Raw genomic sequence first — 23,744 nt, forward strand, 5'->3', positions numbered from 1 at the left:
AGGAATTTTCGGGAGACGAACCCTACAGGGGGTCAGCGATCAGAAGAACAGAGTTTTGTAGCTGATATCATCGCGCAGCTCTGCCCAGGCAGCAGAGTTACCATCTTCGAAATGGGTCTGCACCAAACCTGAGAGCATGTCCGAAAACTGGATCTGAGTAGACTGCATGCTGTCGCAAGGATGGGTAGTCAGGATCGTTGCAGTCTTCTGCTCAAACCAGAGCTGAGTCTGCAGGTAATCATGCAGGCTGTTGCCGCTTTTTACCTTTACGCTGCGCGGATCAGGAACGAAGTACACTTCATCGTGCTTGCTCATTTCGTTCAGCAGAGCCTGGCCAATCATGAAGTTGTAGAGCTTGTTTTCGTCCTGGCGAATGTGCCCGTGGACGTTCTCTTTCTTGACCGTGATGGAGATGTAGCGGAAATGGTCGGGATTATCGGCCAGTAGTTTTTTAGCTGCGGAGGCAAACGCAAGACGCTCTTCTGGCTTCATGCCAGACCACTTTTTCTCTACGTTAGTGGGCCACTTGAAGCGGTCGTAGAGACGCTTGACAACACGCTTGGGAAGGTGGCGCTTGGCATCACTTGCGACGAGCGCCGCAATGGTAAGGTATCGACTGGAGCCGCCTTTTCGGTAAGGCGCGTCGAATTTCCATCCGAGATCACCGCTTTCGTCTAGGTAGATGAATATCTTCGTCATGAGAAAGCAGTGTGGGAAAGGTGTGCGCAACCCCTGGGGCCGACGCTCTTACAGAGCGCTTACGATACGAAACGCGTCGCGGATTACCCAGGCTTTACTTGCGCAAGGCCAGTATTATGCTCATGCACCTAGGTTTGTCAAACGTTTCTGCTGTACCTTCATGCCTCTGCTTATCCCAGCATGCATTATTATACTCAGCAGCATGACCGGAACCGAGGCTACCAGAGCCATGATGCGATCACTAGCAGCCACACTCCTTCTAATCGCTGCATGCTCTACCGTACAAGCGAGCAACTACGCCACCTGCCTGCTCGACAAGCTGCCAGGCGTTGAGAACCATGGCGCCAGCGTGTCAGCCGTGCGCGTCTGCCAGAGCAAGTACCCTGGCGGCCTGGCCGGCGTGGAACAGGGCGCCGGCCGTGGCCTGTTTGCCGCCTATGAATCAGGCGACGAATGCACCTACGACAAGGCAAAGAACACTCGCTATACCGGTGCGGTTCGCGTCATGGCTGAAGCATGCATGAAGCTGTATAACAAGCCCCAGCCAAGCGCCAAGGAAACATGCAATAAGCAGAACCCTGGCCCCTGGTGCAATTACAAATAGCGACCTACACCCGGCGCCAACTGCTTGGACTCGCCGGATCACCGCCGATGAACTCATAGCCACCTTGCTGAGTACCAATTGCAGGCGCCTGGCGACTAGCCATAGGAACCTGCGCCCCCCCACCCTGAATAGCCCGTAGCGCTGGCTGCAGCCATTCCTCGAACGACATAGGCCGAGCATTGTCACCCTCGCCGATCATGGGTGGCGTATTCAGGCTGCTGAACGACTTGTAGAGGTCGCCGATCAGCCGGTTCTGCTGGGTATTTGCATCCTGCTGTGCCTTGAGGCGTGCATCCGGGGAGATCGACAGCGCGTTGTAAGCGTCCAGCGCCTGGGCGCGCTGCTGCTCGCTCAGGTTCGGGTCGTTGATCTGCGCACGCAGTTGGTCGATACGTTGGCGATCCTGCATGGACAGGTTGCCTTCATCGATCTGCTGCTGCAGGCGCTGTTGGGTGAGCTGATCGCCCTGTGCCTGCCGAGCATCCTGCCCAGCTTGCAAGCCTGCCTGTTGCTGCCGGATGTCGGTTTCCGCCTGCATTCCCTCGAGTCGAGCGCGCAGGAAGTCGTCACGGGTTGGAGCGCGGGAGCTGTCACGCACGACAGTAACCCGCCCACCGCCCTCGCCGATCTGTCCCTGCCGGCTTTCTCGGATGGTCTGCGCGCGGATATCGTTGGCACGCCCGAAGCGATCGAGCGCGAGCTGTGCATCACCTGGCTGCCCGACCGAGAACGTCCCGCGCCCATCACCGACACCTGCCATGCCGCCAGTTGGCATCGTGCGCGCACCTGAAACGGCCGTGCTGTCGTTGGTGAACTCAGGCACTCCGTCGGCGCCATTGCGCATGGCGATACCATTGCCGGCCTGGGTGTAGCCGTTACCGGCAGGAGAAGCAGCAGCGGGAACAGGATCTGCAGCAGGAGCGTCAGCACCAGCGCCAGGCGCAGTGCCAATATCCCCTGGCGACAGCGTGTTACCCCGTGCAGCCGACGATGCAGTCGGCGCGGCTGCCTGGCCACCGCCAGCTTCCGGCACGCCGGTCGCGCTTCGCAGCCCTGCACGAACATTGTTGAACAGGTTGACGTTGGCATCAGCGAAGTCAGATGCCCCCTCGGCGGTCTGGCGTGCAAGCTCAGCCGTTCGCGGGTACCCAGGGTGAGGTAAAGGCTCACCACCGATAGCACGGCGGCCCAGGTTGACGGCAGCGGTGCCGGCCACGTTTGCAAATTCGCGCGCAGCAGCCACTGGCACCCCGAGAGCGCCACCAACCATCCGCCCGATGCCGGCACTGTCATCCTTCACCAGCCCACCGCTGGCAAATTTCTGGATACCAAGACGCGGCTGCGGCATTTGCTCACGCTCTGCCGTAGGACGGGGCATGCCCAGACGCGGCTGCGAATCCATGGTACTGGCCTGGCCTTGGCTTTCAGCCTGCATTACCGGCTTCCTGCCAGGCATGCCGAGACGAGGTGCATCCTGCTGCATGCGCCCGGATCTTGGCTTAGGCATGCCAAACCCACGGCGCTCTTGATTGTCCACCACGCCGCCATTGGCAAAGAACTGTCGCGGGCCATCGTCCTGCTGCCCTTTCGCGGCCATCATGACCGCCTTGGTCAGCCCGAAGCCTTTCTGTTCATGCGTGGCGTTCTTCAACTGATCAAGCACAGCAGCGCCGAGCGCGTGCACGTCCTGCGGCGGCATTTCGTATTCGCCATTACTGACGGCCACCGGTACCTGCTTCTTGGGCATGCCAAGCCGCGGCTGTTCCTTATCTGGCATCTTGGGGTTTCCGTTGTAGCCAGGCAGGCCGAAGCCGAGCTTCTCCGTCGTGTCGGCCGGCAGGATGTAGGTTCCTTCCGGCACGGTCTTTTCGATTGAATCAGAGGTGCCAGTACCAGGGCCGACGATCAGGCCGCCACTGGCCGCCTGCTTGCGTTTGGGAAGTCCGTACATTGCCTGTCTCCCATGAGTGATGACTGATTGTTGTCCCGCCAGATCTGAGCGCCAAACCCTACAGGGGGGCGGCCTTTCCCGAGAGAAAGCTCCTTCCCGTGCTTCGCCCAACCCTTGCAGGCGCTATCGGCGAACCAAGGTAGTAGACCGGGCCCCGATCATAGAAACCGCCAGGCGTTCCCCAGATCCCTATTGTGCGAAGGGTCTGCAAGTCATCGACCCGGTAAAGGAATGATGGATTCCCCTTCACCGCCTCAGTCAGCAGCAGCTTGGCGAAGCGTGTCAGGTTCCCATCTTCGTCTACAGCACCCTGCTCCACGCAGGTGACGCTCCACTGGGTAAGGTTGTAGGTGCCGGTCAACTGTTCAACGGTGAAAGGCAGCTCGAACGCAGATAGAGCGACCAACGCACCGTCGCTGACTCTCACCACTGCTAGCCTGGCAACCTGATCCACGTTCAGGAACCCGGCCTTTGGCGCCACGACGACAGCCAGCATCCCAGGTGCGTACCAACAAACAGGCGCCGGGCGCACGACGTTGCGGTTCGGATACCGGGCGGTATAGCTGCCATAGCCAAACCGACAATCAGGCTTGCTGTAGCTGTAACCAGGGTTTGCCGTCGGCGTCGAGACGGCGCCGCTCGATGGATAGAACACTGGATAAAGGTTGCCCAGGTCAGCAGATCGACTGGATCCATCACCGAGGATGATTTCGAGCGTCACATCGTCGGCCTGTGTCGCAACCCCGCGAAACCAACTGCGCCCGCCTCCATTCATCACTGCCGGCGAAGAAGCAGCGCGCACGCACACGAACAGCGTTTGCTCGACCTCCCCCAACCTCACTACATCGGTCAGCACGGGGGCATAAATGGCGCGCTTTTCATTGCGCAACGCCGGGTCATGCACAGCATAGGTTGATCGGTAGATGGCCCGTACCGTCTTACTGCCATCGTCGGCAAACCTCACCAGATAGGTGACGGTGTGGTTGTAGCGTGACAACAGCTCGGGAACCTCCATCGTTATTTCGCTGGACGGCGAGGCATCGAACGGCGAATACAGGTAGGTTGCCGATACCAGAGCGACCGGCCTGTCCGTCACCGCCGTAAACAGCACGTCGACGCCGCCGGCATGCGCAACGCATGCTGGTTGTTCTGCCCAGAACGATGGATAAGCAATCGGGGTAGAGCTCGTTTTCTGCAGCCCTTCGAACATGCCAAACGCAGAAAACTGATAACGGGCGCCCGGCTCTGGCGTCGGGTCATCGTAGACCTGCGAATCAGGAAACTCGGTGTTGAAGTCGCCATTCAGGTGCAATCGAGCATATGAGCCGGAGAATGGCCCAGGATGGTTCCATGTGAAGTCCTGCGGCGCGTCCTCAGCCAGGAAGTCACCCACGCCAAATGTCGCAAGGCTCGATGCCGTGAGCACGCAACTAGCTTCTTCTGGCAGCGCATCGCGCACACTCAGTTTAGCCACGGCAATCTGCGGCATAGGGTCGTTGTATCCCCCATTGACTGGGCTGTACGGCATGCCGAAATAGACCAGATAGCCGTTGGCGCTGTCGTAGAAGCTGGCGATCGCCGCTTCGCCGAATCGGTGATCAGGGGCTACGCCTGTTGCCTCAAGCGGAACATGCGCAATGCGCCAAGCGCCGACAGTCGTTGGTTGATCGCCAGTGATTGGCGATAGGTCAAAATCCGTATCCACAGTAGGCGCTGCTGGCTTGATTCGCAGCACATGCACGTCAACGAAAGGATCTCCATCACCACCCCCTCGTTTGCTCAGGTGGGTGAATGTGAGTTGGCGCAGACCGGCTGGCAGATCAAGCATCGCCCCCCAACCAAACGGCTGCCCCCATGCCTTTCCGCTCGCCGATACGTAGCCCTTTGGCCCTATCAGTTTCAAACCGAACGCAGCCGAGTACATTGGGCTGCGCTCAGTGACCAATGGCCATGTCATATTCCCCGGATACGCCTGCCCGTCAACCGAAACCAGGCGATAGCCAGGCCTGCACGAAAATGCCAACGAACCGTCATCAGTAACCGAGTGCAGAGCAGCAACGAACAGGTCACCCGGCATGTCGATCACGTCCGCAACCGCTGATGATCCGCGACGGGACACCAACAGCAGAAACCCGTCATAGACTTGGCGCAGAACCCCGTTTATACGAATGCTCTGCGCAAGGTCATAGCATCGTTTCTTTGTGCTAATCGCGAAGTCGACCAGTGGCCTGAATACCAACTTCATGGCGTCTCGGCCGCACGGATGATGTTCGTCCAGAACTCCCCAACCACAGGCCCTTCGCCCTGCACCACAACGCTGCTCACGCCGACCAGGGGTGTGTTTCCAGCCGTGCGATTGGGTGAAAGCAGCAGCAGAACGCTCAGGTCAGTGCCGAGCGGCGCATAAAGCGTGAATGGCCCAACCAGCACGCCATTCGCGTACAGAGAAGCTGCAGAGGATCCAACGATGCCAACGATGCGGATCGTGTGCGTCCGCGTCGCCGATTCGCTACCAGACGACAGCACCACACTCGCCGGCGCGCCGAGGCCATCCGATGCAACCACGCAATAGCCAGCGTTGCCGACGTTGACAGTGAACCCAAGCCCACCGTCATCATTTCCAAGTGCTGCACCGGCCGACACGGTGCCGGTAACCGATCCCGGCATCACCTCGAGTTCGACCACGATCTCAACGGTGCCCGACACAAATAGCGGCTCAGCCACCTTTGCCTGAGACGTGAATACGGAGTAGCCCGGCCGCTGGTAAACAACGCCGCCACCAACATCGAGAGTACCGCCCTCAAAGACATTGACCCAGCCAGCTCCCGAGTCAGATACATGAGCCAGCAAAGTACCTGTGCCATCGAACCTGTCTTCGAAAAGAATGGCCATCAGACGTTCTCGATCTGCGCAGTGAGCGAACCACCGGCCTGAGAAGCACTGCCAGCAGTATCAGCGAATGCGTTGACAGCAGACGCCAGTGCTCCGGCGACGGACGTGTACAGTTGCTGCTGAGAAATGCGCGATCTATCGACATCGATATCGACACCGGCCTTCAGTTGTGCGGCACGCAGGCGCAGCTCTTCGAATGAAATCTCCACGTTGTAGTAGGACGAAAGCGCTCCGTAGAGCGATGACATGGCCTGCGCCTTGATCCTGGCGCGCTCGATATCCTTGTCCGGCAACGTCACCCATACCCGGTAGAAGTCAGCCAGGCTGGCCATGATGGCGGTTTTCATCTGTGTGGCCAGTTGCAGGCCAATTTCCAGCATCCGCTGCTTGATATCAGCATCCTTGATCGCCTGGTCACGGCTCACATCATGGATAGCGTCCGTAGCGCGCTGCTGAGATTGGCCAATCGCGTCGATCAGTTGCCCAGGCGGCATGCGGAAGCCACGGGCCGAGAAACTTGCTTCGAGCGTGCGCTGCTCACTACTGGCAGCACGCTGCACACGGTCGCGCGCCTGATGCCACACCAGTTCGAAGATGGTGCGATCAACACCGAAAGGCTTGGTGCCACTGAGGATGCCTAGCAGCGTCTCTTCCGGCATATTCTTGAAACCGCTGCTCAATTGCGGGAAGTACTTGGCGATGAATGCATCGCTCTGCTCGTTCATGTACTGCAGCGTTGGATCAGTGCTGTCTCCCCCGACGAATAGATCGGCGAAAACAGGCGGCTTGCCGATGTTTGGCTTGCTCAAGCTGACTGAAAAATTCGGACTGCGTAGCGCCATGGCCGGCGGCAGCGAGTAGATCCGCGACGCATTGTTGCCGGCCTGGGTCAACGCATCTTGAGCAATGCCCTGCAGAAATGATGTGGTGCTGTCGTAGCTCATGCCTTATCTCCCGCGCAGGCGGCGCTGCGAGGCGCCAACCAGCACCTCCATGGAATCCAACTCGAAATAGCTGGCGTCCTCGAACTCCAGCGTGATGTTCCAGAGCCTGCCGTTGAGACCTTTGCCAGGCACACCCCTGGCCATCGGCCCACGCTGCTCAACCGGGTAGCCGTAGGATCCTCCATCAGTCTCCAGTTGCATCCTGGCGCTGCCGTCAGTCTTCAGGCCGAAATAGGCCGCATCCATCCGCTTGATCTGGTTGACACCGAAGTCATAAGCCCCGAAGTCCACCATCCCCTGCAGCGGCTCGCCCTCGTCGTCGCCAGCGCCGATCAGGTAGACGCCATCCTCGCGGCAGGCATACAGGGCATCGCCAGCCCTGGCATACCCGGAGAACGCGCAATCGAGGTAGAGCGTCGGCGCACCGGTCGCAAGATTGACGGCCAACTGCAGCGGCTGATCCGCCAGCCGGCCAAGAATGCCTTCGTCTTGTTCGGCGCCACGGAAGCGGCTGCCCAGCAGCAGACCAGACCGATATCCGTCCTCGATGCCGTACTGACTGAAGAACCTGCTCCCGATCAGCAACGCAGAGACAATGCCGCCCTCTGCCAGCACCCTCAGGTCGAACGTACTGCCGATGCGCAATCCGCTGCGGTATCCAGCAACTGCTATCTCTGCCGGCCGGAAGATGCTGCCGATCGCCAGAGGGCTGCGGATGAAGCCGACGGTATTGTTCGGCTCGCCACCTGTAGCAGATCCGGTGAAAGCGCGCAGAGATCCGGAGACTGCCGCATACGGTCGATCAGCAGCCCACCCTGAGAATGCCGGCAGGCTGCCTTCCAGACTGGCAACCTCGCCTGTCAGCCCTACGGCATAACCACTCAGCGGCGCCAGCACGCCCTGAATTGACGCAACCTGCAGTTCAGGGAACCCTCCTATCACCTCACCGGAAAAAGCCGGCAGCGCTCCAGATACAAAGCCATAGCTCTTCCTGTCAGACGCCCATCCAGTGAACGCCTGCAGCGTGCCACCACCACCCTGGATCATCCCGCCCTGGGCCACACCACTGAAAGCCGGCAGCGTTCCAGTCACGAACGCATATTCACCACTCTCGCTAGCCACACCAGTAAAGGCTGGCAACGTCCCGTAAACGCTGCCGCCCGCCACCACTTCGGCGAGTTGAGGGTCGTCAACGAAATCACCGCTTGAGTACAGCGAAACATCCAGCACCACCGGCCCCTGCGACGGGACGCTACTGGTCAGCGACCAGCCATCAGCCTCATAGGTGACGCGATCGCCTTTGCGCGTAATGCTGTAAACGATGGGGCCGTCGTGAGCGATTACCGACGATGCGACCACCTGGCCGCGCTCCATCACATCCACCTGGCCTCGGTGCACATAGAACGCATGGGTCTGCTCATTCGGCAGCGTCGACGCATCGTTTCTCGATAGACCAGCCACCACGCCAATCGCGCTTTTTGCGATCTTGAAGGTGAACTGGCCATCACCATTCATGGTGACTTGGCTGCGCGCCCCGCTGTTCCACCCGTTAATGGCGGTATAGGTGGTCTTCGCCGGTACAGCAGGCCGCTCTGGCGTGGCCGGATAGCACACCCGGTCATAAACCGTCTGAGCCGGCCGCTGCTCAAACACTGGAATGTAGAAGGTGACCCCGTTCTGCGTCACAGCCGTGTAACGCACGACAACCGTGCGCGCCGGTTCCTGCCTGGCCACCAGCACGCAGCGAGCTGGTAGCGCAGGCTGGTACGGCACACCAGGCGTGTACTTCGTCAGCGCAAGCTTCTGCAGCCGGTTGGCCATGGGTTATGCCCTTACTGGAGCGGAAGCGCGATAGCCAGGCTTTCGATCGCCTGCGGCGCACCAGAGGTTAGCGCAGTGCTGGAGATGTTACAGAAGCGGCCGGCAATACCAACGTCGCCCTGCACCCGCACTTCGGTGGTGCTGGAGGTACCCGTATCGGATGACAGTTCGAGGCGGCAGAACGATGCGGTACCGGTTGCGACACAGGTGCCACGCCAAACCTCGCTGGAGTTCTTTTCCAGCACGTTCTGCACCGCGCTGGCCTCGAACGAAAGCGCATCGCCCGTGTCATCCACGGTGATCGTGCACAACAGCACCGCCGCGCCAAGGGCTGCATCAGCCGTCGCCGGCTCAGTGCCCGCATAGATCTTCAGGCGCATGCCGGTCAGCATGCTCTTGAAACTGCCGGTGTCGAGCACGCCTTTTGCCAGAGCGGTGCTGATCTTCATACCCATGATGGTTATCCTCAGAAGTCGGTGGGAACGAGCGGGATTGCCGCCCAGCAACTGAACACCGTGCCGGCCGGAAGAACTTTCGGTGTGGTGAAGCGACCGATCGAGGTCATCACGCCACCGCCATCCGCCTTGGTGGCGCTGGACACGATGAATGCGCCATAGATGGTTTTGTCGGCAGTCAGAGTGAATTCGGATTTCACGTTCTCATTGCTGAGCGTGCCGACACCATCGTATTCGCCCTGCCAGATCGGGCGGGACGCCTCTGAATACGCGGTGCACTCGCCGATCGAGGACGGAATATCCGATGCCTTGGTCGCCGAGGTTGGCAGATAGTTGCCCTCGAAAATCCCCATGTACCAGGTGCCGATGGCAGGCTGGTTTGCCAAGAACACATCCGCCCAGTAATCGACGCCCTGTTGCGGGATCAGGTTGTGGAACACGTCCTCGATCACCTGCCCGTCGGGCAAAATGAAGCGGCAGTGATACTCGAAGCCGTTGAGCAGGCTCATGGTCTTACCTCACCGAGAAAGCGATCGGTACTTGCCAGGCTTGCGCCCGTGCGCCCGATCAGAGTCGAAACGATCAGTTGATTACCGTTGAAGTCGAGGGCTCCGGCCGCGCCGCGCACCGCATCCCCGGGCACGAACTTGCCAGCGTTGATAAGGCTCACGCCGTCGGCGCCAGCGATCGCCACGCCATACCGGGTCAGCCATGCCGCGCGCCCATCCGGCAGCAGCACGCCAGTACCTGGCACCGCAGGAAACTCCAGCGCCCTGCTCTGCATCACCTCGCTGGTTTCCGCAGCGCCGATGGCATGCACGCGATCTGAACTGACGAACAGGCGCCCTTGAGTGCTCAGGAGCATCCCCACGCGGCGCGGGTACTGGAAGAAGTCACGCGCACGGTCGACGAGATGCGGACGCAGCGGGCGGGTAAGCTGCACATGGCTGTCGATGGCAACGGCCACCGTGCCGTTATGCGCGCAGACGATATGCCCAGGCCGCGGGGCGCGGCAGAGTTGCGATTCACAACGCGCGGTGTCGTCGGCGACAGATCCGATATCGACGACGCCAGCGAGCGAAACCTGGCGCTGCAAGTACAGAGTCGATCCACCTGGCGCGCTCACGTAGACATTCGCCTTGCAGCCAGATGGAAGTGCCGGCACGGTCACCTTCAGGCTACTGCCAGCCGGCACGCTAATGACCAGCGCCAGGTCGGTGCCGCCCTCGCGTCCCCATTGATCGGTGTAGGTCATGGCCAATTGGTACGGGCCTGCCTGCAAAGTTCCGCCCTGCTCGATCACAACCGCCGGCTGCAGCAGCACGTCAGGCACACCCCACGGGCGCACATGCGCGCCGTCATACTCAAGCGCTTCATCCGCGGTGCAGAAGTACAGGCGATCATTCAGCACGTCGCCGACCATCGGGCCAGCGCCAACAATGGAACGCAGCACCCGATGGCTGTTGGTAGCGATATCGAACTCAACGAGGTTGGTACCGTCTGCGATCAGCAGCTTGCTGTGCAGGGCCAGCACGGCACGAACTGCAGTACCTGCATATTGGCGCTGGTACCGCGCTCTGGCCGCGAGCCTGCCGCCAGGCAGCGGGTCGACATTCACCCCAGCGCGTAGGCTCGCCTCGGGCAGGCGATCGCGCGGGGCGATGTTGTTCGCCCCCGCCAACCAGCTCCGAATACGTACAGGCTCAACCATGGATATCTCGCCACCATGCCAGGCAACACCGCCCGGCTCAGCAATGAGTGTCCATAAGGGGAAAGAAAGGGGCGACCCCTACAGGGGGTCAGAATGCGCACCCTCACTTCTGTGAGGGCTACGCGATGTCACTGGGTACAACCTGTCCAGCAATCACATTGCAGACGTCTTGATGACAGTGATCACCCAGTCACCGGCTGGCACGTCATGCGCTGTCGTGGAATTGTTCTCGATGCGAATGCGCAGCCGGTTGGTTGCCTCAAGGCTCCAACTCCATACACATGGGCCAGTGTTGCCGGGCGGTGCCACGATTACGGTGTCACCAGCAACAATCATTGATGCGCCGAAACCGTCGAGAGTCGCGTCGAGGTTGCCACCGATTGTAAAACGATCGCCTGGGCCTACGCTGATCAGCCCCTGATTCATGCGGTAGACACGACCGGCCAGCAGCGCGCCAGTTGATGCCGGCGTGACGACGACGAAACTGTCGGCATACGACGGATTGCAATGCTGCACGCCGGCTGGCACGGAGTTGTTTTCGATGCGATTACCGGTTGAGCTAGTTGTTAATACAGATACGAAGTTGGGCGTACCTGCCAGTACTGAAAAAACAATGTTGTCACGCACGCGCATGTGCTGGATAGAAAGACCTGACGTAGCGCTAACGATCAAACCGACAGCGCCATCACCGCACAATATGTGTTTATTGCGCTCATACGTCGTTAGTGTCGCGCTGGATGACATAACCACTGGATAATTAACGCCCGACAGCGTGTTGTCGCTTATGTCGTTGACATTGCCGACAACTGAAAACGCAGTTTGAATACGTCCTGCCGGGCCCGATCGAATCCGGTTGTGGTGGATTGATATGTTGTTACACCCAGCTCCCAGGTTTACAACCTTGCCGTCTAAACCAGCGCCCCAGTTGTAAAATTTATTTCCTGCCACCTCACCAATGGTTTGCGATCCAGAATTCAGCCGAGCCAACGACAAGGCCGTTATGTCGGTAGCAGTACCGAAGTTGAAAAATCGATTGCGAACAACATCACCATCGCTACAGTTGTCGCGAATCAGCAACCCAGTTGCTCTGCCAGTAGTTGTTTCTCCAGAGCGCAGAACGTGGGTATTGCTGACATAGTTGTAATCTTGAATATGGTTCAGTTCAGCGCAGCAATCTATCTGAGCGAACGTCTCAAACCATGACGCATCAATATCAACGTCAACCCCAGGATTACTAACTGATGGGCCTAATATGTAAAGCTGGTTGTATCGCGCAGGGATATTATTAATGAAGGTCGAGCGTTTGACTTTAATGCGAGCCAGCGAGCTGTTGTATGCAGCGTTTGAGTCGATATACAGGCCAGGAATGTTGCTGACGTCACGAACGCGCAGGCCATCAACGTCGATATCCTCGATAACGTGACCTGTCCCTGTCAGTGCACCAAGCAGCACAGCCCCGCCCGCCTCGTTGCCGTCGCCGAAATCGGAAATGCCAACATCACGAATGCGCAGTTTGCGGATAGAGCCCGCCCGCAGGCTGATGCACTTCATGTCATGGCCAGTGGTCGTCGCCGTGGTCTGGTATGGACGATTGCCAACAAGTGAAACGCCGTTGATCACCCCGCCATCAATGCTTTCGTAAGCCTCGAACATGTTGCCTGGGGCCAAGCGGTTGCTCTGTTCCCATGCCAGCGTACCGCCTCCCAGAATGCAGAACTCAGGTGGAAGCAGCAGGTAGTCGATGAAGTGAGTTTGCCCAGCGGGCACCCAGATAGGGACACCTGCGTCCAGCGCATTCTGGATGATCGCCGTGTTTGCACTGGCTGAAGATGGACTTCCCGGCGCGCAACCGAGCACGTCTACCCGCGCTATTGCACGGGTAAGATTTACCCACTCTCGCGTCGACAGCGTTCCGCTTTCGTTGGCAATAAGCAGGTTTCGCAGTTGGTCTAAACCACCCGCATCAAACCGTGCGTTGCCGATCCGATAATTCGGCAGCAGCGTGCCAGCGAGGTCGCTCAACCACCGCATGGATTAGCTCGGGATCACGTAGGAAACGAGCATGCGCGCAGCCCCCTGCGTTGCACCGCCTGCGCTGTATGTAGCGATCAGATCCTGGGCGGTTGCTTCAGCCGCTGCAGACGGGTCGACCTCGAACGTGGTGCCAGCGGCAGCGGTCAGATCGACCTGCGTGCTGCCAAGGTAACGCGACAGTTCGCCGGTAACACCGATAGAGAGCGACGGAGTGCCGTCGAATGCGGTGTCGATGACGATGGCCACCAGGCGTACCACGGCATCGGCAGGCAACTGGAACATGGCCACAGTGCCGGTCGAGTTGAAAGCCAGGTCGGTGGTGTCGGTGGCTTCGAGGTTGGTGGCCGCTGCAGACGATGCCCAGGACAGATTGCCGGCGCCGTCAGTGGTCAGCGCAAAGCCTGCGGTACCGTAGTTCGCCGGCATCTTGAAGTTCAAGGCCTGGCTCATGCCTGTAGATGGGCGACTGATGGTCAGCGTCCAATCCTCGCCTGCGCCGGCCGCGTCCTCGTTCAGAGTCAGGCTGTCGCCGCTGGCAGCGATGGTGCTGCCGACCAAGGGGGCGTCGGCATCGTCGGTGGCGTTGCGCGCGCGGATCTTGCCGCCCGTGCTCTTCAGTTGCAGGCCGCCGAGGCCGAGACGGAACAGGTTGCTGAGCGTGCCGCGTAGGTCGAGAAAGCGCATGTTGGTTACCTCAGTTCAGGTTGAGCACAACGAAACCAGAGCCGGCTGTTGCGCCTGCGCCTGGGGTGATTTCGAGATAGATGGCGGTGCCTGCGGCGAGCGATGCGCCTGGTGTTGATTCGTAGGTCGCTGGGAAGTCAGGCGCCACCTGATCGCTGTCGAGCAGCACGGCGCCGGCCTGAGTGCGGATGCGCAGCGCGGCATCCTCGCCGTCGAACGGGGTGCCGATGATCAGTTGCACGGACACCAGCAGGGCGGAATCTTCAAGCAGGTGCAGCAGACGCGGCGACGCATCGCCGAACGCGAACGCGATGGGCGGAAGCGCCTGGCCGCTCTCCCCTTTCGGCCCGCGCAGTCCTGCAGCGATGACCGCGCGCGGTGCCTGCTGGCGGGTTGCAATCGGCCCTGGTCGCTTCTGTACGACAGCAACGGCCGAGCTGGTGCGCGCAGTGCGGGTGGCGATCGCTGTCACGTCGTCACCTCGCGAGTTACCTCAATCGGACTGATCGCGGTGAGCTTGTAGACCTGGCCGCCCGGGGCGATGACCTCGGCCTCATAGACGCCCTTGCTCCACTCCAGCGCCTCGGACTGCGCAGCGCTCATGGTCAGAACGAACTGGCTCAACGCAACGTCGACGATCACCAGGCTGTCAGGGTTCTGTGCAGGGTCGCTGTCCCAGGTGTGCAGCAGTTCGCCGCCAGGCTTGGTGCGCACCTGAGCCCGACACCGCCATCCCGTCAGGTCTGCCGGCTTCGGCACGATCAGCAGGCCGGTACCTGAGAACGGCTGCCAGCAGTGGGCGTTCACGTCGTTCAGTTCGAGCGTGTCGGCGTCGATGACTTTCGGGTAAACCCAGTCATCATCAGGCGTGTTCAGCTCGATCGGCTTCTTCACGCACGCGACGCGCACGGGCCAACCATCCGGAACACCGTGAGACGGCACGATCAGCCTGGCCGGCGCCGTCGACGCCATCCCAGTGATCACCGGATATGGCGAAACATACTCGCCTTCGGCATACATGATGCCGAACTCGAACGTCTCGCCACGGTAGATGGTGATGGGGATTTCAGGCGCCGACATGCCAGTCTCCTTACTCGCTGCTTTCAGCAGGACGCGCAGTGCGCGGTGGAAAGATCAGCGGGACATTGGCGGGATGGGCGAGAACCACCGCATCGTGATAAAGCTCGAGCGGTATGCCCTCGACCTTCACGACCGCACCTTTCTCAAGGAATACGCGCACGCATTGATCCTGCTCAGCAGCCAGGTCGATGCCGATAGCAGGCTTGCCAGCGAGCTGGCTTTCCAGGGATTCGGTCTTCGCTGCCTGGCCCTTCTGGTAAGGCATCCATTGGGCGTAGAAGCTACCGACAATCACGTCACTGCCTTCCTGCACCAGGGGCACGCTGCACACGCTGAACTGCTCGCCGTTCTGATCCCAGACGGTGAGATTCACCATGGTGTCGCTGTGGACGTAGGCGATAATGGCAGCCAGAGGCTGCGCAGGATTACCGAAAGCCTGCTTGCGACTGGCCATGTAGTCGGCGGTGGGAATGAAGTGCAGCACGCGGCCGACGGTTGGGGCGATATGGGTCATTGTGGTACTCCAATGATCTTGCACTGCCTGTGCAGGGATACGAGCTGCTCCTGCAACTTCAGGATTTGGTCGCGCTGGACTTCGAGGCCGGCGACGAGGGCTGGATAAGCTCGTCGAGCAGCGGCTGTAAGCTCTGGGGTTCCTGCATCAGGCTCGCCGGCAGCGGTGGTGGCTCCGTCCACTCGCACTGCGGGGCAGGTGGCAGCGACTCGCAGCCCGCAAGTACCGTCAGCGAGGCAGCGATGCAGAGAATCGGCACGGTCTTCAGCACGTTGTTTCCCCTTCAAGAAGACGTCTTCGCGTGCGGCCTGGTCGTTGGCCAGTTCGCGCTGCAGACGGTTGGTGTTGCGCAGCGACTCGACCGAGGCGGCGTGCTGCTTGGCCAGGGTCACGGCGTTGTCACGCTCGACCACCACGGTGTCGAGGCGCAGATAGAGCAGCGCCAGGGCAATGGCCAGTCCGGCGCAGGCGGCAACCAGGGCGCGGATCATTGGACGCTCCAGCACTTGGCGTGGCGCTCAAGCTGGCGAGTCCATACTCCCCAGCAGCGCTGGTTGGGCTTTCCGTTCACCAGGGTCGAGCAGTCGTAACCAGCAGCGTGCCGCCACTTCAACAGAGCGTCGCAGGCCTTCGGGTACTCGCCGGCCAACAGATGGCGGCGCATCGAGGACGCCCGCCAATTGCCGATGCCGTACTGGCCGGTGAAGTCGATGTAGAGGTCGTATTCCTCTTGGAAAAGCTTCACGCCCGGCAGCGAGGCTTGGAATCGGCGCTCTTCCTCGCTGTGCAGCGCCCTGGCCAGTTGCTGGGCGCGCTCGCGGGTGATGGGCGGATCTGCGAGGGTGACGGGCGTGCCGTCTTCGTAGCGGGTCGAGCCGTGGCCGATGGTCGGCACGTCGCCTTTGGTCGGGATGTGCGGGGCAAGCAACTCGACGCCATCCTTTTGCACCACCGGGCTCTCGCCCTCGCTCTTGATCCAGGCGCCAAAGCCGGCCAGGCTGAGCGTCAGCGCCGTGACGGCAATTCGGTTGCGGATGCTCATTGCTGGCGACCTTCAAGCCCGCACCGCTCGCGCAACGCCTCAATGCGCGCCAGGCTCTCGGCCTGCTCCCGCTTGTCGCGTCGGTGCTGGAAGTAGAAATTGCAGGCCAGGCCGAGCAGTGCGATGACAACGCCAGAAAGCCCGATCCAGTTGATCTGAGCCAGCCAACCAAAAGCCCCTGCAATGGCGCCGCCGAGCATGCTCTTGTTCGTGACCGAAACGGCTACCGTGTCCACGGTGCTTTCGTTGATTTGAAGTGCCATGCTCGCTCCCGTGCTGGCTGGTCTGCGTTGACGGGATGCTATGAAGCGGAGCGGAGAGTGGCGAACCCTACAGGGGGTCAGACCCAGGCCTTGTTGTGATGATCAACGTCCTGGCGGGTGATGCGGCGCAGGTCGCAGTTCGGGTTCTCGCCGAAATAGGCGGTGAATGCGGCCAGGGCGGCATCGGCACGGCCAAGATCCAGCGTCTCGCTGTCCGGCACGCTGAAAGCGCGATGCAGCGCCCAGTGCACCAGATGACGATGGTGGGCCTGATTGATCTCTGGCTTCGAAGCCTTGTCGACGGTGAGCCCACGAACAGGTAGCCGGTAGCCTTCGAGCTTGAGCACACCACCAAGGCGCGGCGTCGGTACCAGGCGGATGCTGGTATCGCTCTGGATGGCGAAGCGCGGAATGTCGGCGCGGTCTCGCCAACCTGGCATGTTGTCATCCAGCCATTCGCGCGATACGAGCTTAACTGGGCAACGCTCAGTAGAACCCGCCTCAAGCAGGCCCAGGTGATCGATCTCGTACAGCCCCTGGCTCAGCGGGTATACGGATTCACCTGCAGCGATGTCGATCTCGAAACTCGAATCATGCAGCAGGCGCCCGCGAATGCAGGCCTCCTGCTCTGCCTCAATGAGCCAGCGCGCAACATCAGACTGATCGAACAGGAACGGCTGCACCGTATCCTGGGCGGAGACCCTGAAATCCTTGCTCAGCTCGTCGAGGGTCATTGATCACACCACCCCGAACTGGTCGATCATGCCGGTGACCGCCTGACGCAGTTCGGCGACAGACTTGCGCTTGTCGAGGTTCTGCTTGTAGTTGGTCATGGCGTACTCGGCCAGCGATTCCTTGGTCATGACGTTGATCTGCTGCTTCAGGTCGAGAATGCGATTTTCCTTATCGCGTTGCTCGTCCTCGAGCTTCTTGGCCTCAGCCAGTTGGCGAGCGGTGTCGTCATCCTGATCATCGACCTTGTCCGGCTCTGCCTGCGCTTCGGTCACAGCCGTGGCGTCGCCTTCCTTGAACATATCGGGGTGACGCAGGAACTTGCGGGCGATATCGACCGGCATGGCGCGTTCCTGGCCTTGGGTGAAGCTCAGGCCGGTGCCATACAGGTGATCGGTGTAGGCTGGCTTGCGGCCGATGTAGACCACCGCCAGTTTGCCCGGGCCGGCAGGAGCGCTCTGCGCCGTCTGACCTGGCGCAACCTTGGCCAGCGCAGCAGCAACTGCAGCAGCGGCGGCCTCGTCAGCATCCGGCAGATCCTTCAGCGCATGCACGGCGGCATGCAGGATGGCGGCTTTCACACGATGCTCTACGGGGAGCTCAGCGAACGGCAGCAGCAACGGGTGGGTTTTCGGGGTCGTATCGATCGCCTCACCATGCACCCAACCGTCAGCCTGCTTGGCTTCGAGCCACTTCTGATGCTCCAGTTCAGGGGTCATGTCTGGATTCTCGAAGTACGCAGTAACGCCAGCAATGATCCCTTGCTGATAGCTCTCGCCAGCATCTTCCCAGGCGACAGCAGTATCGCCAAACACCTGGCTGATCGACGCAATAAGCGCGTGAGCAGCACCAGCAATTACGATGACTTTCATGTTCGTGTCCTACCTTGCGGAAAAAGAAAGGGGCCGAAGCCCCTCCCAAGCTGCGTATCAGCGGGCGCCTTGCAGCTCGCCGGTCACCAGCACCTCGATCTTGCTGGCCTTGGCGTTGTCAGCAGCCGCGGTGGTCAGGATCAGGCGTGCCGGCTTCGGCAGAGTCTTCAGGGCTTTACCCGCGTTGGCACGCAGGCGCGCAGCGGTTGCCAGGGCGAAGCCGGTACCGAAGTACGCGGCGTCCTGGGGCACGGTGGTGTCATCCACACCATCCTCGTAGGCGAAGCCCAGCGAGCCGGTGATGGTGGCGGTCATACCGGTGCTGACGATGATCGACGCATCATCCAGGCGCATGCCTTCCGGCAGCGGGCCCAGGTCGACCACATCGGCCGCAGCGATCGCCGAAGTCGAATCAGCGTTCAGCGCGGCACCGTTGGAGCCGGTTTCCAGGGTGAACTTGAGGGTGGTGGTATTGCCGTAGGCACCAGCAGCACCGCCGAACTGGCGGACGCCGAAGGTCTTCAGGGTTACTTTGGCCATGATGGGCTCTCCTTCAATGGGGTTCAGTAAAGGCGGGCCGGTGTTACCCGGCCCAACCCATCACTTGCGAGCGCCGATGATCGGCACAGCGGTATCGATCGCGGTGGCGCCGTAGTCGGTGAACTCGACACCCTCGCCGGTCTCGATCGCGAAGCGGATCTTGCTGACGCCACGGATGGCGCCCAGCAGCAACTCGATCTTGTCGCCGTGGTCGAGCTCCTTCTCGCTCCAGAAGAACGGGATCTTCGACTTCTCGCTGGCGGCCATCGCTTCGGCCACGGCCTGGCCACCCAGCAGGATGGCGCGGTCGATGGCGAAGTTATCGCCGAAGCTCGAAGGCACGATGCAGGTGCTTTCGGCTTCACTGTTGCTGGCCGCGCAGTAGCGGATGGTGTCGCCGGCGTAGAAGCGGATCGGCTTCGGCATCTTCACGATCAGCACGCCATTCCACAGACCTACCTCACCCAGGAACAGCGGATGGCCCTTGGCTTGCTGGGCACGCGCCATCGCACTGGCCTGCAGTTGGCGGAAGTTGGGATCGGCTGCGAACAGGTTGTACTGAGCAGCGGAAACCAGCATCACGCGCAACGGCGAGTCGTTGGCAGCGGCGTCACCCTCGAAGATCACCGGGGGCGGCGGCAGTGCCACCTGATCGAGATAGGTGCGCACACCGTCTACGGTGTCCATCTTGAACAGGTCGGTGGTCGCCAGATCGACTTCGCCAGCGTTCACGGTGAACGGCTTGATGCCGTTGCCGCCGTCGGCGATGAAATGGCGGTTCTTGGTCGGCGCTTTCACGCGGTTGACCATGATCTTCGCGAAATCAGGGTGCGCCTCGGTCGGCACAGCCCATTCGATGTTGTTTTGGAAGCCACGGGCACCGGCCATATGCACCAGCAGGCTCTGGTCGACGTAGGCATCCATCTTGGCCTGTGCGACAGGGCGACCCAGGCGACGGAAGTCGGCCGGGCTGCGGATGGTGGTCATAGTGTCGCCGAGGTCGATCGGGAAGCGCGCCTGGTTCACGCGCAGCTTGTCCTCGGACAGCTTCATGCCCACACCGCGACCCTCGGCGTATTCGCTACCCATGATCGGGTAACCGCCTACCGGGTTCAGCAGGTGGAAGGTGACTTCATCGCCGCGGCCCTTGCCCAGATCTTGGCAACGCACAATCGGCATGTGCTGAGTGGTCTGCTTGCGCAGGGTTGCCTCGGCACCAGCGGTACCCTTGGGCATCTTGCCGGTGAGGCGGTTCATGGTGGTGTTGCGCTGGGTATGAACAGCGAACAGGCCGACGGCCTGCTCGACCATCGCCTGCGGGTCGCCGTAGCGCATGTGAGTCTTGTCGGTCACGGTGAATCTCCTTGATCACGGGACACGGAGCGTCAGACGCTCCGGTTCAGATATGCCTCGATCTGTTCCGGGCTCTTGTCCATCAAGGCCTCGGCCATATCTACGGCGCCTAAGTTCGCCAGTGCTTCGTGGCCAGTGGCTGGGCCTGGTCGACCGCCCGGAATGTCCGAGAGGCTTACAGGTACTGCCGGCTTGGCCGCTTCCACGGCTTGCTTGGCTGCTGCCTGAACGCTCGCACTGGCGGGCGCCGCGGCGGCTGCCTGAGTTTTCCCAGTGGCTTCCTTGTACGTGTCGATGAACTCGATAACCTCTTGCGCCGTGCCCTTCCCGATCACTTCGCGGTACGCATTGCGTGCGAAGCTGGGCTGCGACTCGATCCAGGCATCAAGTTCCGCGCTCTCGATAATCGAATCGAGGTCGGGATGCTTGGCGTAGATCGCCTGCGCGTGAGCTTCCTGCTCGGTCATGTGCTGCTTCTGCTGCAGGGGGGCCACTTGCTGCTTAACCAGATCTGCCAACAGTGTCGGAGCACTCTTGGCGATCAAGGCTTGCACGCCCTTGGCCAGCGCTTCCGGGGAAAAATCCCCGAAAATATCCGGGTCGATACCGGCATCCATAGCGGCCTCAGCGGTCGCCAGGTTCTTGTCGGCATCGGTCGGCGCAATCCCTGCATCCGCCCGTTGTTGCGCTTGATTCCTGAGCGCTTCCAGCTCCTGCTGTGCGCCCTGCAACTTCTGCAGTAGCTCCTGCTCGCGGGCTTCCGCTGCCTGCCGTCCTTCTCGCGCTTCCTGCAGGCGCTGATACGGAATGGTGTGGACGTTGTCCTTCGCCATGATCACGGACTTGGCCGGATCTTCCGTTTCAACACCTGCTGCTGCGTTATCGGTGTTCGATACGTTGTCAGTTGCCTGTGCGCCGTCGGCTGCTTGTGCGGCTTCTGCAGTAGCAGCGGCGGGCGCGGCGCTGCCAGTGTCCGGGGTCGGTTCCCCGGTATCGCCCATGTCCACCAGCTCAAGAAGCTGGGCGGCCTGCTCTGCCGTCATTTCACCGTTCGGTGCGTGCTGCTGGATAAACTCGTCTGGTTTCATGCCTGTCCCGCCACATGTCGCCGTGGCCGCAAGGGTTCAGCAGTAACGAGGCGTCGCCGCCTCGCGCATCGCCAGGTCGCACCTGGCTTGCAAACGAGTGTCGCGATGGGATCGGAAAAGAAAAAACCCTACAGGGGGTCAGCGCTGCAGGGCTTTCAGGTCAGGCGAGGTTGTCGGTGGTGCTGGCAGTCTCGATGCCACGCATGCCGGTTCCGGGTTCTGCCGGTACCGGCGGGAAGGCCGGACTGGTGTTCTCGCGCGCTGGCGGCATGCTGTCAGGGCCACCTGGCTGCACATAAGGCGTCTTGATGTTCATCGCCGCAGTATCAGCCGCCTGTGGGAAGTTCGGATCATCGCCGCCCTTCTGCTTGTACCCTGCGCCCTTCATGATCTCGTCCGCTACCGGGGCAATCATCGGCATCTGAGCGATCTGGGCGCCGCCCTGCATGGCCGAGTACGCCGCCTGCACGCCGATCTGCACGGCCTGAGCCATGATCCGCTCAATCTCTGCCTCATTGCGGCGTTCCTTGAGTGCCAGCTCGCGCATCTTGAACTCTACGCCCGACTTGGCCAGGGCATCCTCGACCGCCTGCTTGATGCGCTGTTCGACCTGTTCTGGCGTCTCCTGCTGTGCTGCGGAGCGAATGGCCTCGACCACCTCGCGCTTGAATGGCACGTCCATGAGGGACACAAGGAACGGCAGTACAGCCGCCTGGTACTGCGGCGGCAGGCTCTTGACCGCCTCGGACAATGCCGACAGTTGCTGCGCCCGATAGCTGTTGGAACTCGGCACATCCTCCAAGGCGACCTTCAGTTGAGTGCGCTGCAGGTCGTTCGACAGGTAGGTGTATCCAGCAGGATCTTGTTCTGGCTTGTTGATCACCACCGTGCGATCGGCACGCACTGCATCGCCCTCGATGACGATTGTCTGCTGCTGCGAACCAAGGTCATCAATGATCATGGACAGCAACAGCTCGCCAACCATCGTCCGGCCGGCGCGGAAGTTGTCCATCATCACGCCCAGCGCCTGGTTGCTCTGCTCGATCTGCATAGCCTCCTGCCGGCCGCTGGTGGCGGTACCTTCCTTGCCCATGAACCCGGTGGTGACCGCCGAGACGCGCTGAATCGCCGAGCGGTTGTCTTGCAGCATCTGGAACTGCTGAGCGTTCAGTTCAAAATCGCGCTCGATCTTGAAGATCGAACCCTGCTTGGCCATGTGAGCTTGATCGAGCACGATATCGGCATCGACCCTGCCCACCTGGTTACGCACCTGGGCGTCCTTCATCTTGGTAGCGCCCTCAGTACGGATGGTGCGCACCGACGATAGTCCCCAACGCAACTTGCTGATTCCGCTGTTCAGACTGTCCTGCGGATAGATCATGCCACGCACGTAGCCATAGGGGACGTTGGTGCCGTCCTCACGGAAACCCCAGAACGGCACGTACTGGAAATGGCGGTGCGAATAAGGTGTCGGGCCATCGTGCAGGCAGTGCGGGCCGAGCCAGTAGCTGCGGCGCACCCGCGCGACCACGGCACGGCTGTACTTCGACATGCCGCTCGCCAGCGCCACCTGATGGGCCATGTTGTTCTCGTCGTACTCGACCACGCGCCCATCGGGTGCGGTGATCACGCCGACCTCGACCCAACGCCGGTACCAGACTTCTGCCAGGCAGATCTCCTTCGAGGTCGGGTTGTACCAGCGCTCTTCTTGCACAGTCCATGCGCGTGCATCTGCCCAAGCACTATGCAGGCCGGTCGAACTACCTCCGTCATTCGCACCGGTCGCGGTATCGATCCACCACTCAGCCCCATGCTTACCCACAGCCTTGATCAACTCGGCATGCTGCGGGAAGGCGCGCACAATTCGTTCACACATCAGCCAGCGCTGACGGCGCAACCAGCGCGCATCGCTCAGGTCGGGTTCTTTTGCGGTGAAGTCCCAGTGCATTTCGTTGCGGTGCACGGCGCTGCAACGGCAAGGGAACTTGAAGGGATCGCTCTCGCGGCTCACCTCTACCCAGCCCAGGCCTACGGCAATCTGCGAGCGGAATGCATCGCTGCACGCACGGTCTGCCTTGCTGTGTCGCTCGGCCTGATTCAGCTTGTAATTCAGCGCGTCGGCCACGTCCTGGCCGCCCACATCGCCATCGGGCGTCACGCGCCAGTCGGTACGGGTAGCACTCTCGTAGCCACGAATGGAGAGCAACGCCGGGCCGATCAGATCCTCGACAGCAGGAGGAATGCCCAGCGCACGCTGGCGGGCCAGCAACTCGCTGTCGAGTTGGTTACCGTCGGCGTAGTCCATTTCCTTATCGGCGGTGCTGCGCCACTTCGGCTGCTCTTCGATCTCATGCATGATCTCGGTGTATTCGTCGAGCGTCAGCGCCAGGTCGTCATGCTCCTGCTCTTCGTGCTCTTCGTGCTCGTCATGCTGCTTGAGTGCGGTAGCGTCCATCTTGTGGTTC

General features: G+C 60.9%; 24 protein-coding genes. 1 reads left to right on the forward strand and 23 read right to left on the reverse strand.

The genetic code is table 11. From position 1 onward, the window contains the following. Positions 1–39 precede the first annotated feature (39 nt). On the reverse strand, positions 40–699 hold the full coding sequence (locus VC352_RS08315) for a DUF3800 domain-containing protein (RefSeq protein WP_322979106.1): 660 nt from the start codon (positions 697–699) through the stop codon (positions 40–42). A gap of 160 nt (positions 700–859) precedes the next feature. Between VC352_RS08315 and VC352_RS08320 the strand changes: the two genes are divergently transcribed. Then, positions 860–1,303 (forward strand): hypothetical protein, encoded by a 444-nt coding sequence (locus tag VC352_RS08320; RefSeq protein ID WP_322979107.1) that lies wholly within the window; start codon positions 860–862, stop codon positions 1,301–1,303. Between the two features lie 4 nt (positions 1,304–1,307). Here the strand turns inward: VC352_RS08320 and VC352_RS08325 are convergent, their stop codons facing one another. The 22 genes from VC352_RS08325 to VC352_RS08430 form a co-directional block, all read right to left on the reverse strand. Next, entirely contained in the window at positions 1,308–3,365 is a 2,058-nt protein-coding gene (locus tag VC352_RS08325) for a hypothetical protein (RefSeq protein WP_322979108.1), read from the reverse strand. Beyond that, positions 3,313–5,499: a hypothetical protein gene (locus VC352_RS08330; RefSeq protein WP_322979109.1), complete on the reverse strand. Its 2,187-nt coding sequence runs from the start codon at positions 5,497–5,499 to the stop codon at positions 3,313–3,315. The genes VC352_RS08325 and VC352_RS08330 overlap by 53 nt, the downstream gene beginning before the upstream one ends. Then, on the reverse strand, positions 5,496–6,146 hold the full coding sequence (locus VC352_RS08335; protein WP_322979110.1) for a hypothetical protein: 651 nt from the start codon (positions 6,144–6,146) through the stop codon (positions 5,496–5,498). The genes VC352_RS08330 and VC352_RS08335 overlap by 4 nt, the downstream gene beginning before the upstream one ends. After that, positions 6,146–7,090: a hypothetical protein gene (locus VC352_RS08340; RefSeq protein WP_322979111.1), complete on the reverse strand. Its 945-nt coding sequence runs from the start codon at positions 7,088–7,090 to the stop codon at positions 6,146–6,148. Before VC352_RS08340 ends, VC352_RS08335 begins: the two co-directional genes overlap by 1 nt. A 3-nt stretch (positions 7,091–7,093) precedes the next feature. Further along, positions 7,094–8,911 carry a hypothetical protein gene (locus VC352_RS08345; protein WP_322979112.1) on the reverse strand — a complete coding sequence of 606 codons (1,818 nt, stop codon included), beginning with the start codon at positions 8,909–8,911 and terminating at the stop codon, positions 7,094–7,096. An 11-nt stretch (positions 8,912–8,922) separates the two neighbouring features. Beyond that, positions 8,923–9,366, reverse strand: coding sequence for a hypothetical protein (locus tag VC352_RS08350; RefSeq protein ID WP_322979113.1), 444 nt, complete (start codon positions 9,364–9,366; stop codon positions 8,923–8,925). An 11-nt stretch (positions 9,367–9,377) separates the two neighbouring features. Further along, positions 9,378–9,875, reverse strand: coding sequence for a hypothetical protein (locus tag VC352_RS08355; protein WP_322979114.1), 498 nt, complete (start codon positions 9,873–9,875; stop codon positions 9,378–9,380). Further along, positions 9,872–11,077, reverse strand: coding sequence for a hypothetical protein (locus VC352_RS08360; protein WP_322979115.1), 1,206 nt, complete (start codon positions 11,075–11,077; stop codon positions 9,872–9,874). Before VC352_RS08360 ends, VC352_RS08355 begins: the two co-directional genes overlap by 4 nt. A gap of 153 nt (positions 11,078–11,230) precedes the next feature. Continuing rightward, on the reverse strand, positions 11,231–13,108 hold the full coding sequence (locus VC352_RS08365) for a hypothetical protein (protein ID WP_322979116.1): 1,878 nt from the start codon (positions 13,106–13,108) through the stop codon (positions 11,231–11,233). A 3-nt stretch (positions 13,109–13,111) separates the two neighbouring features. Beyond that, the gene (locus VC352_RS08370) at positions 13,112–13,795 is read right to left on the reverse strand and encodes a hypothetical protein (protein WP_322979117.1); all 684 of its coding nucleotides are present in this window, start codon (positions 13,793–13,795) and stop codon (positions 13,112–13,114) included. Positions 13,796–13,805: 10 nt separating this feature from the next. Then, the gene (locus VC352_RS08375) at positions 13,806–14,267 is read right to left on the reverse strand and encodes a hypothetical protein (RefSeq protein WP_322979118.1); all 462 of its coding nucleotides are present in this window, start codon (positions 14,265–14,267) and stop codon (positions 13,806–13,808) included. Further along, positions 14,264–14,875, reverse strand: coding sequence for a hypothetical protein (locus tag VC352_RS08380; protein ID WP_322979119.1), 612 nt, complete (start codon positions 14,873–14,875; stop codon positions 14,264–14,266). The genes VC352_RS08375 and VC352_RS08380 overlap by 4 nt, the downstream gene beginning before the upstream one ends. Before the next feature lie 10 nt (positions 14,876–14,885). Further along, positions 14,886–15,389, reverse strand: a complete 504-nt coding sequence (locus VC352_RS08385; protein ID WP_322979120.1) for a hypothetical protein — start codon at positions 15,387–15,389, stop codon at positions 14,886–14,888. Next, positions 15,386–15,880, reverse strand: a complete 495-nt coding sequence (locus VC352_RS08390) for a lysis system i-spanin subunit Rz (protein ID WP_322979121.1) — start codon at positions 15,878–15,880, stop codon at positions 15,386–15,388. The genes VC352_RS08385 and VC352_RS08390 overlap by 4 nt, the downstream gene beginning before the upstream one ends. Next, the gene (locus VC352_RS08395) at positions 15,877–16,431 is read right to left on the reverse strand and encodes a glycoside hydrolase family protein (protein ID WP_322979122.1); all 555 of its coding nucleotides are present in this window, start codon (positions 16,429–16,431) and stop codon (positions 15,877–15,879) included. Before VC352_RS08395 ends, VC352_RS08390 begins: the two co-directional genes overlap by 4 nt. Continuing rightward, positions 16,428–16,694: a holin gene (locus tag VC352_RS08400; protein WP_322979123.1), complete on the reverse strand. Its 267-nt coding sequence runs from the start codon at positions 16,692–16,694 to the stop codon at positions 16,428–16,430. The genes VC352_RS08395 and VC352_RS08400 overlap by 4 nt, the downstream gene beginning before the upstream one ends. A gap of 77 nt (positions 16,695–16,771) precedes the next feature. After that, positions 16,772–17,428, reverse strand: a complete 657-nt coding sequence (locus tag VC352_RS08405) for a DUF6682 family protein (protein WP_322979124.1) — start codon at positions 17,426–17,428, stop codon at positions 16,772–16,774. Positions 17,429–17,431: 3 nt separating this feature from the next. Then, positions 17,432–18,298 (reverse strand): RyR domain-containing protein, encoded by an 867-nt coding sequence (locus VC352_RS08410; RefSeq protein WP_322979125.1) that lies wholly within the window; start codon positions 18,296–18,298, stop codon positions 17,432–17,434. 57 nt (positions 18,299–18,355) lie between these two features. Then, complete coding sequence (locus VC352_RS08415) at positions 18,356–18,838, reverse strand: hypothetical protein (protein WP_322979126.1); 483 nt, start codon at positions 18,836–18,838, stop codon at positions 18,356–18,358. Between the two features lie 60 nt (positions 18,839–18,898). Next, positions 18,899–20,191: a DUF4043 family protein gene (locus VC352_RS08420; RefSeq protein WP_322979127.1), complete on the reverse strand. Its 1,293-nt coding sequence runs from the start codon at positions 20,189–20,191 to the stop codon at positions 18,899–18,901. A gap of 32 nt (positions 20,192–20,223) precedes the next feature. After that, a complete protein-coding gene (locus VC352_RS08425) occupies positions 20,224–21,279 on the reverse strand; it encodes a hypothetical protein (protein WP_322979128.1) in 1,056 nt (351 codons plus the stop codon). A gap of 160 nt (positions 21,280–21,439) precedes the next feature. Continuing rightward, positions 21,440–23,734 (reverse strand): hypothetical protein, encoded by a 2,295-nt coding sequence (locus VC352_RS08430; RefSeq protein WP_322979129.1) that lies wholly within the window; start codon positions 23,732–23,734, stop codon positions 21,440–21,442. Positions 23,735–23,744: the final 10 nt, after the last annotated feature.

The sequence above is a fragment of the Pseudomonas sp. C11 genome (assembly GCF_034683865.1).
In the GTDB taxonomy this organism is placed as follows: domain Bacteria; phylum Pseudomonadota; class Gammaproteobacteria; order Pseudomonadales; family Pseudomonadaceae; genus Aquipseudomonas.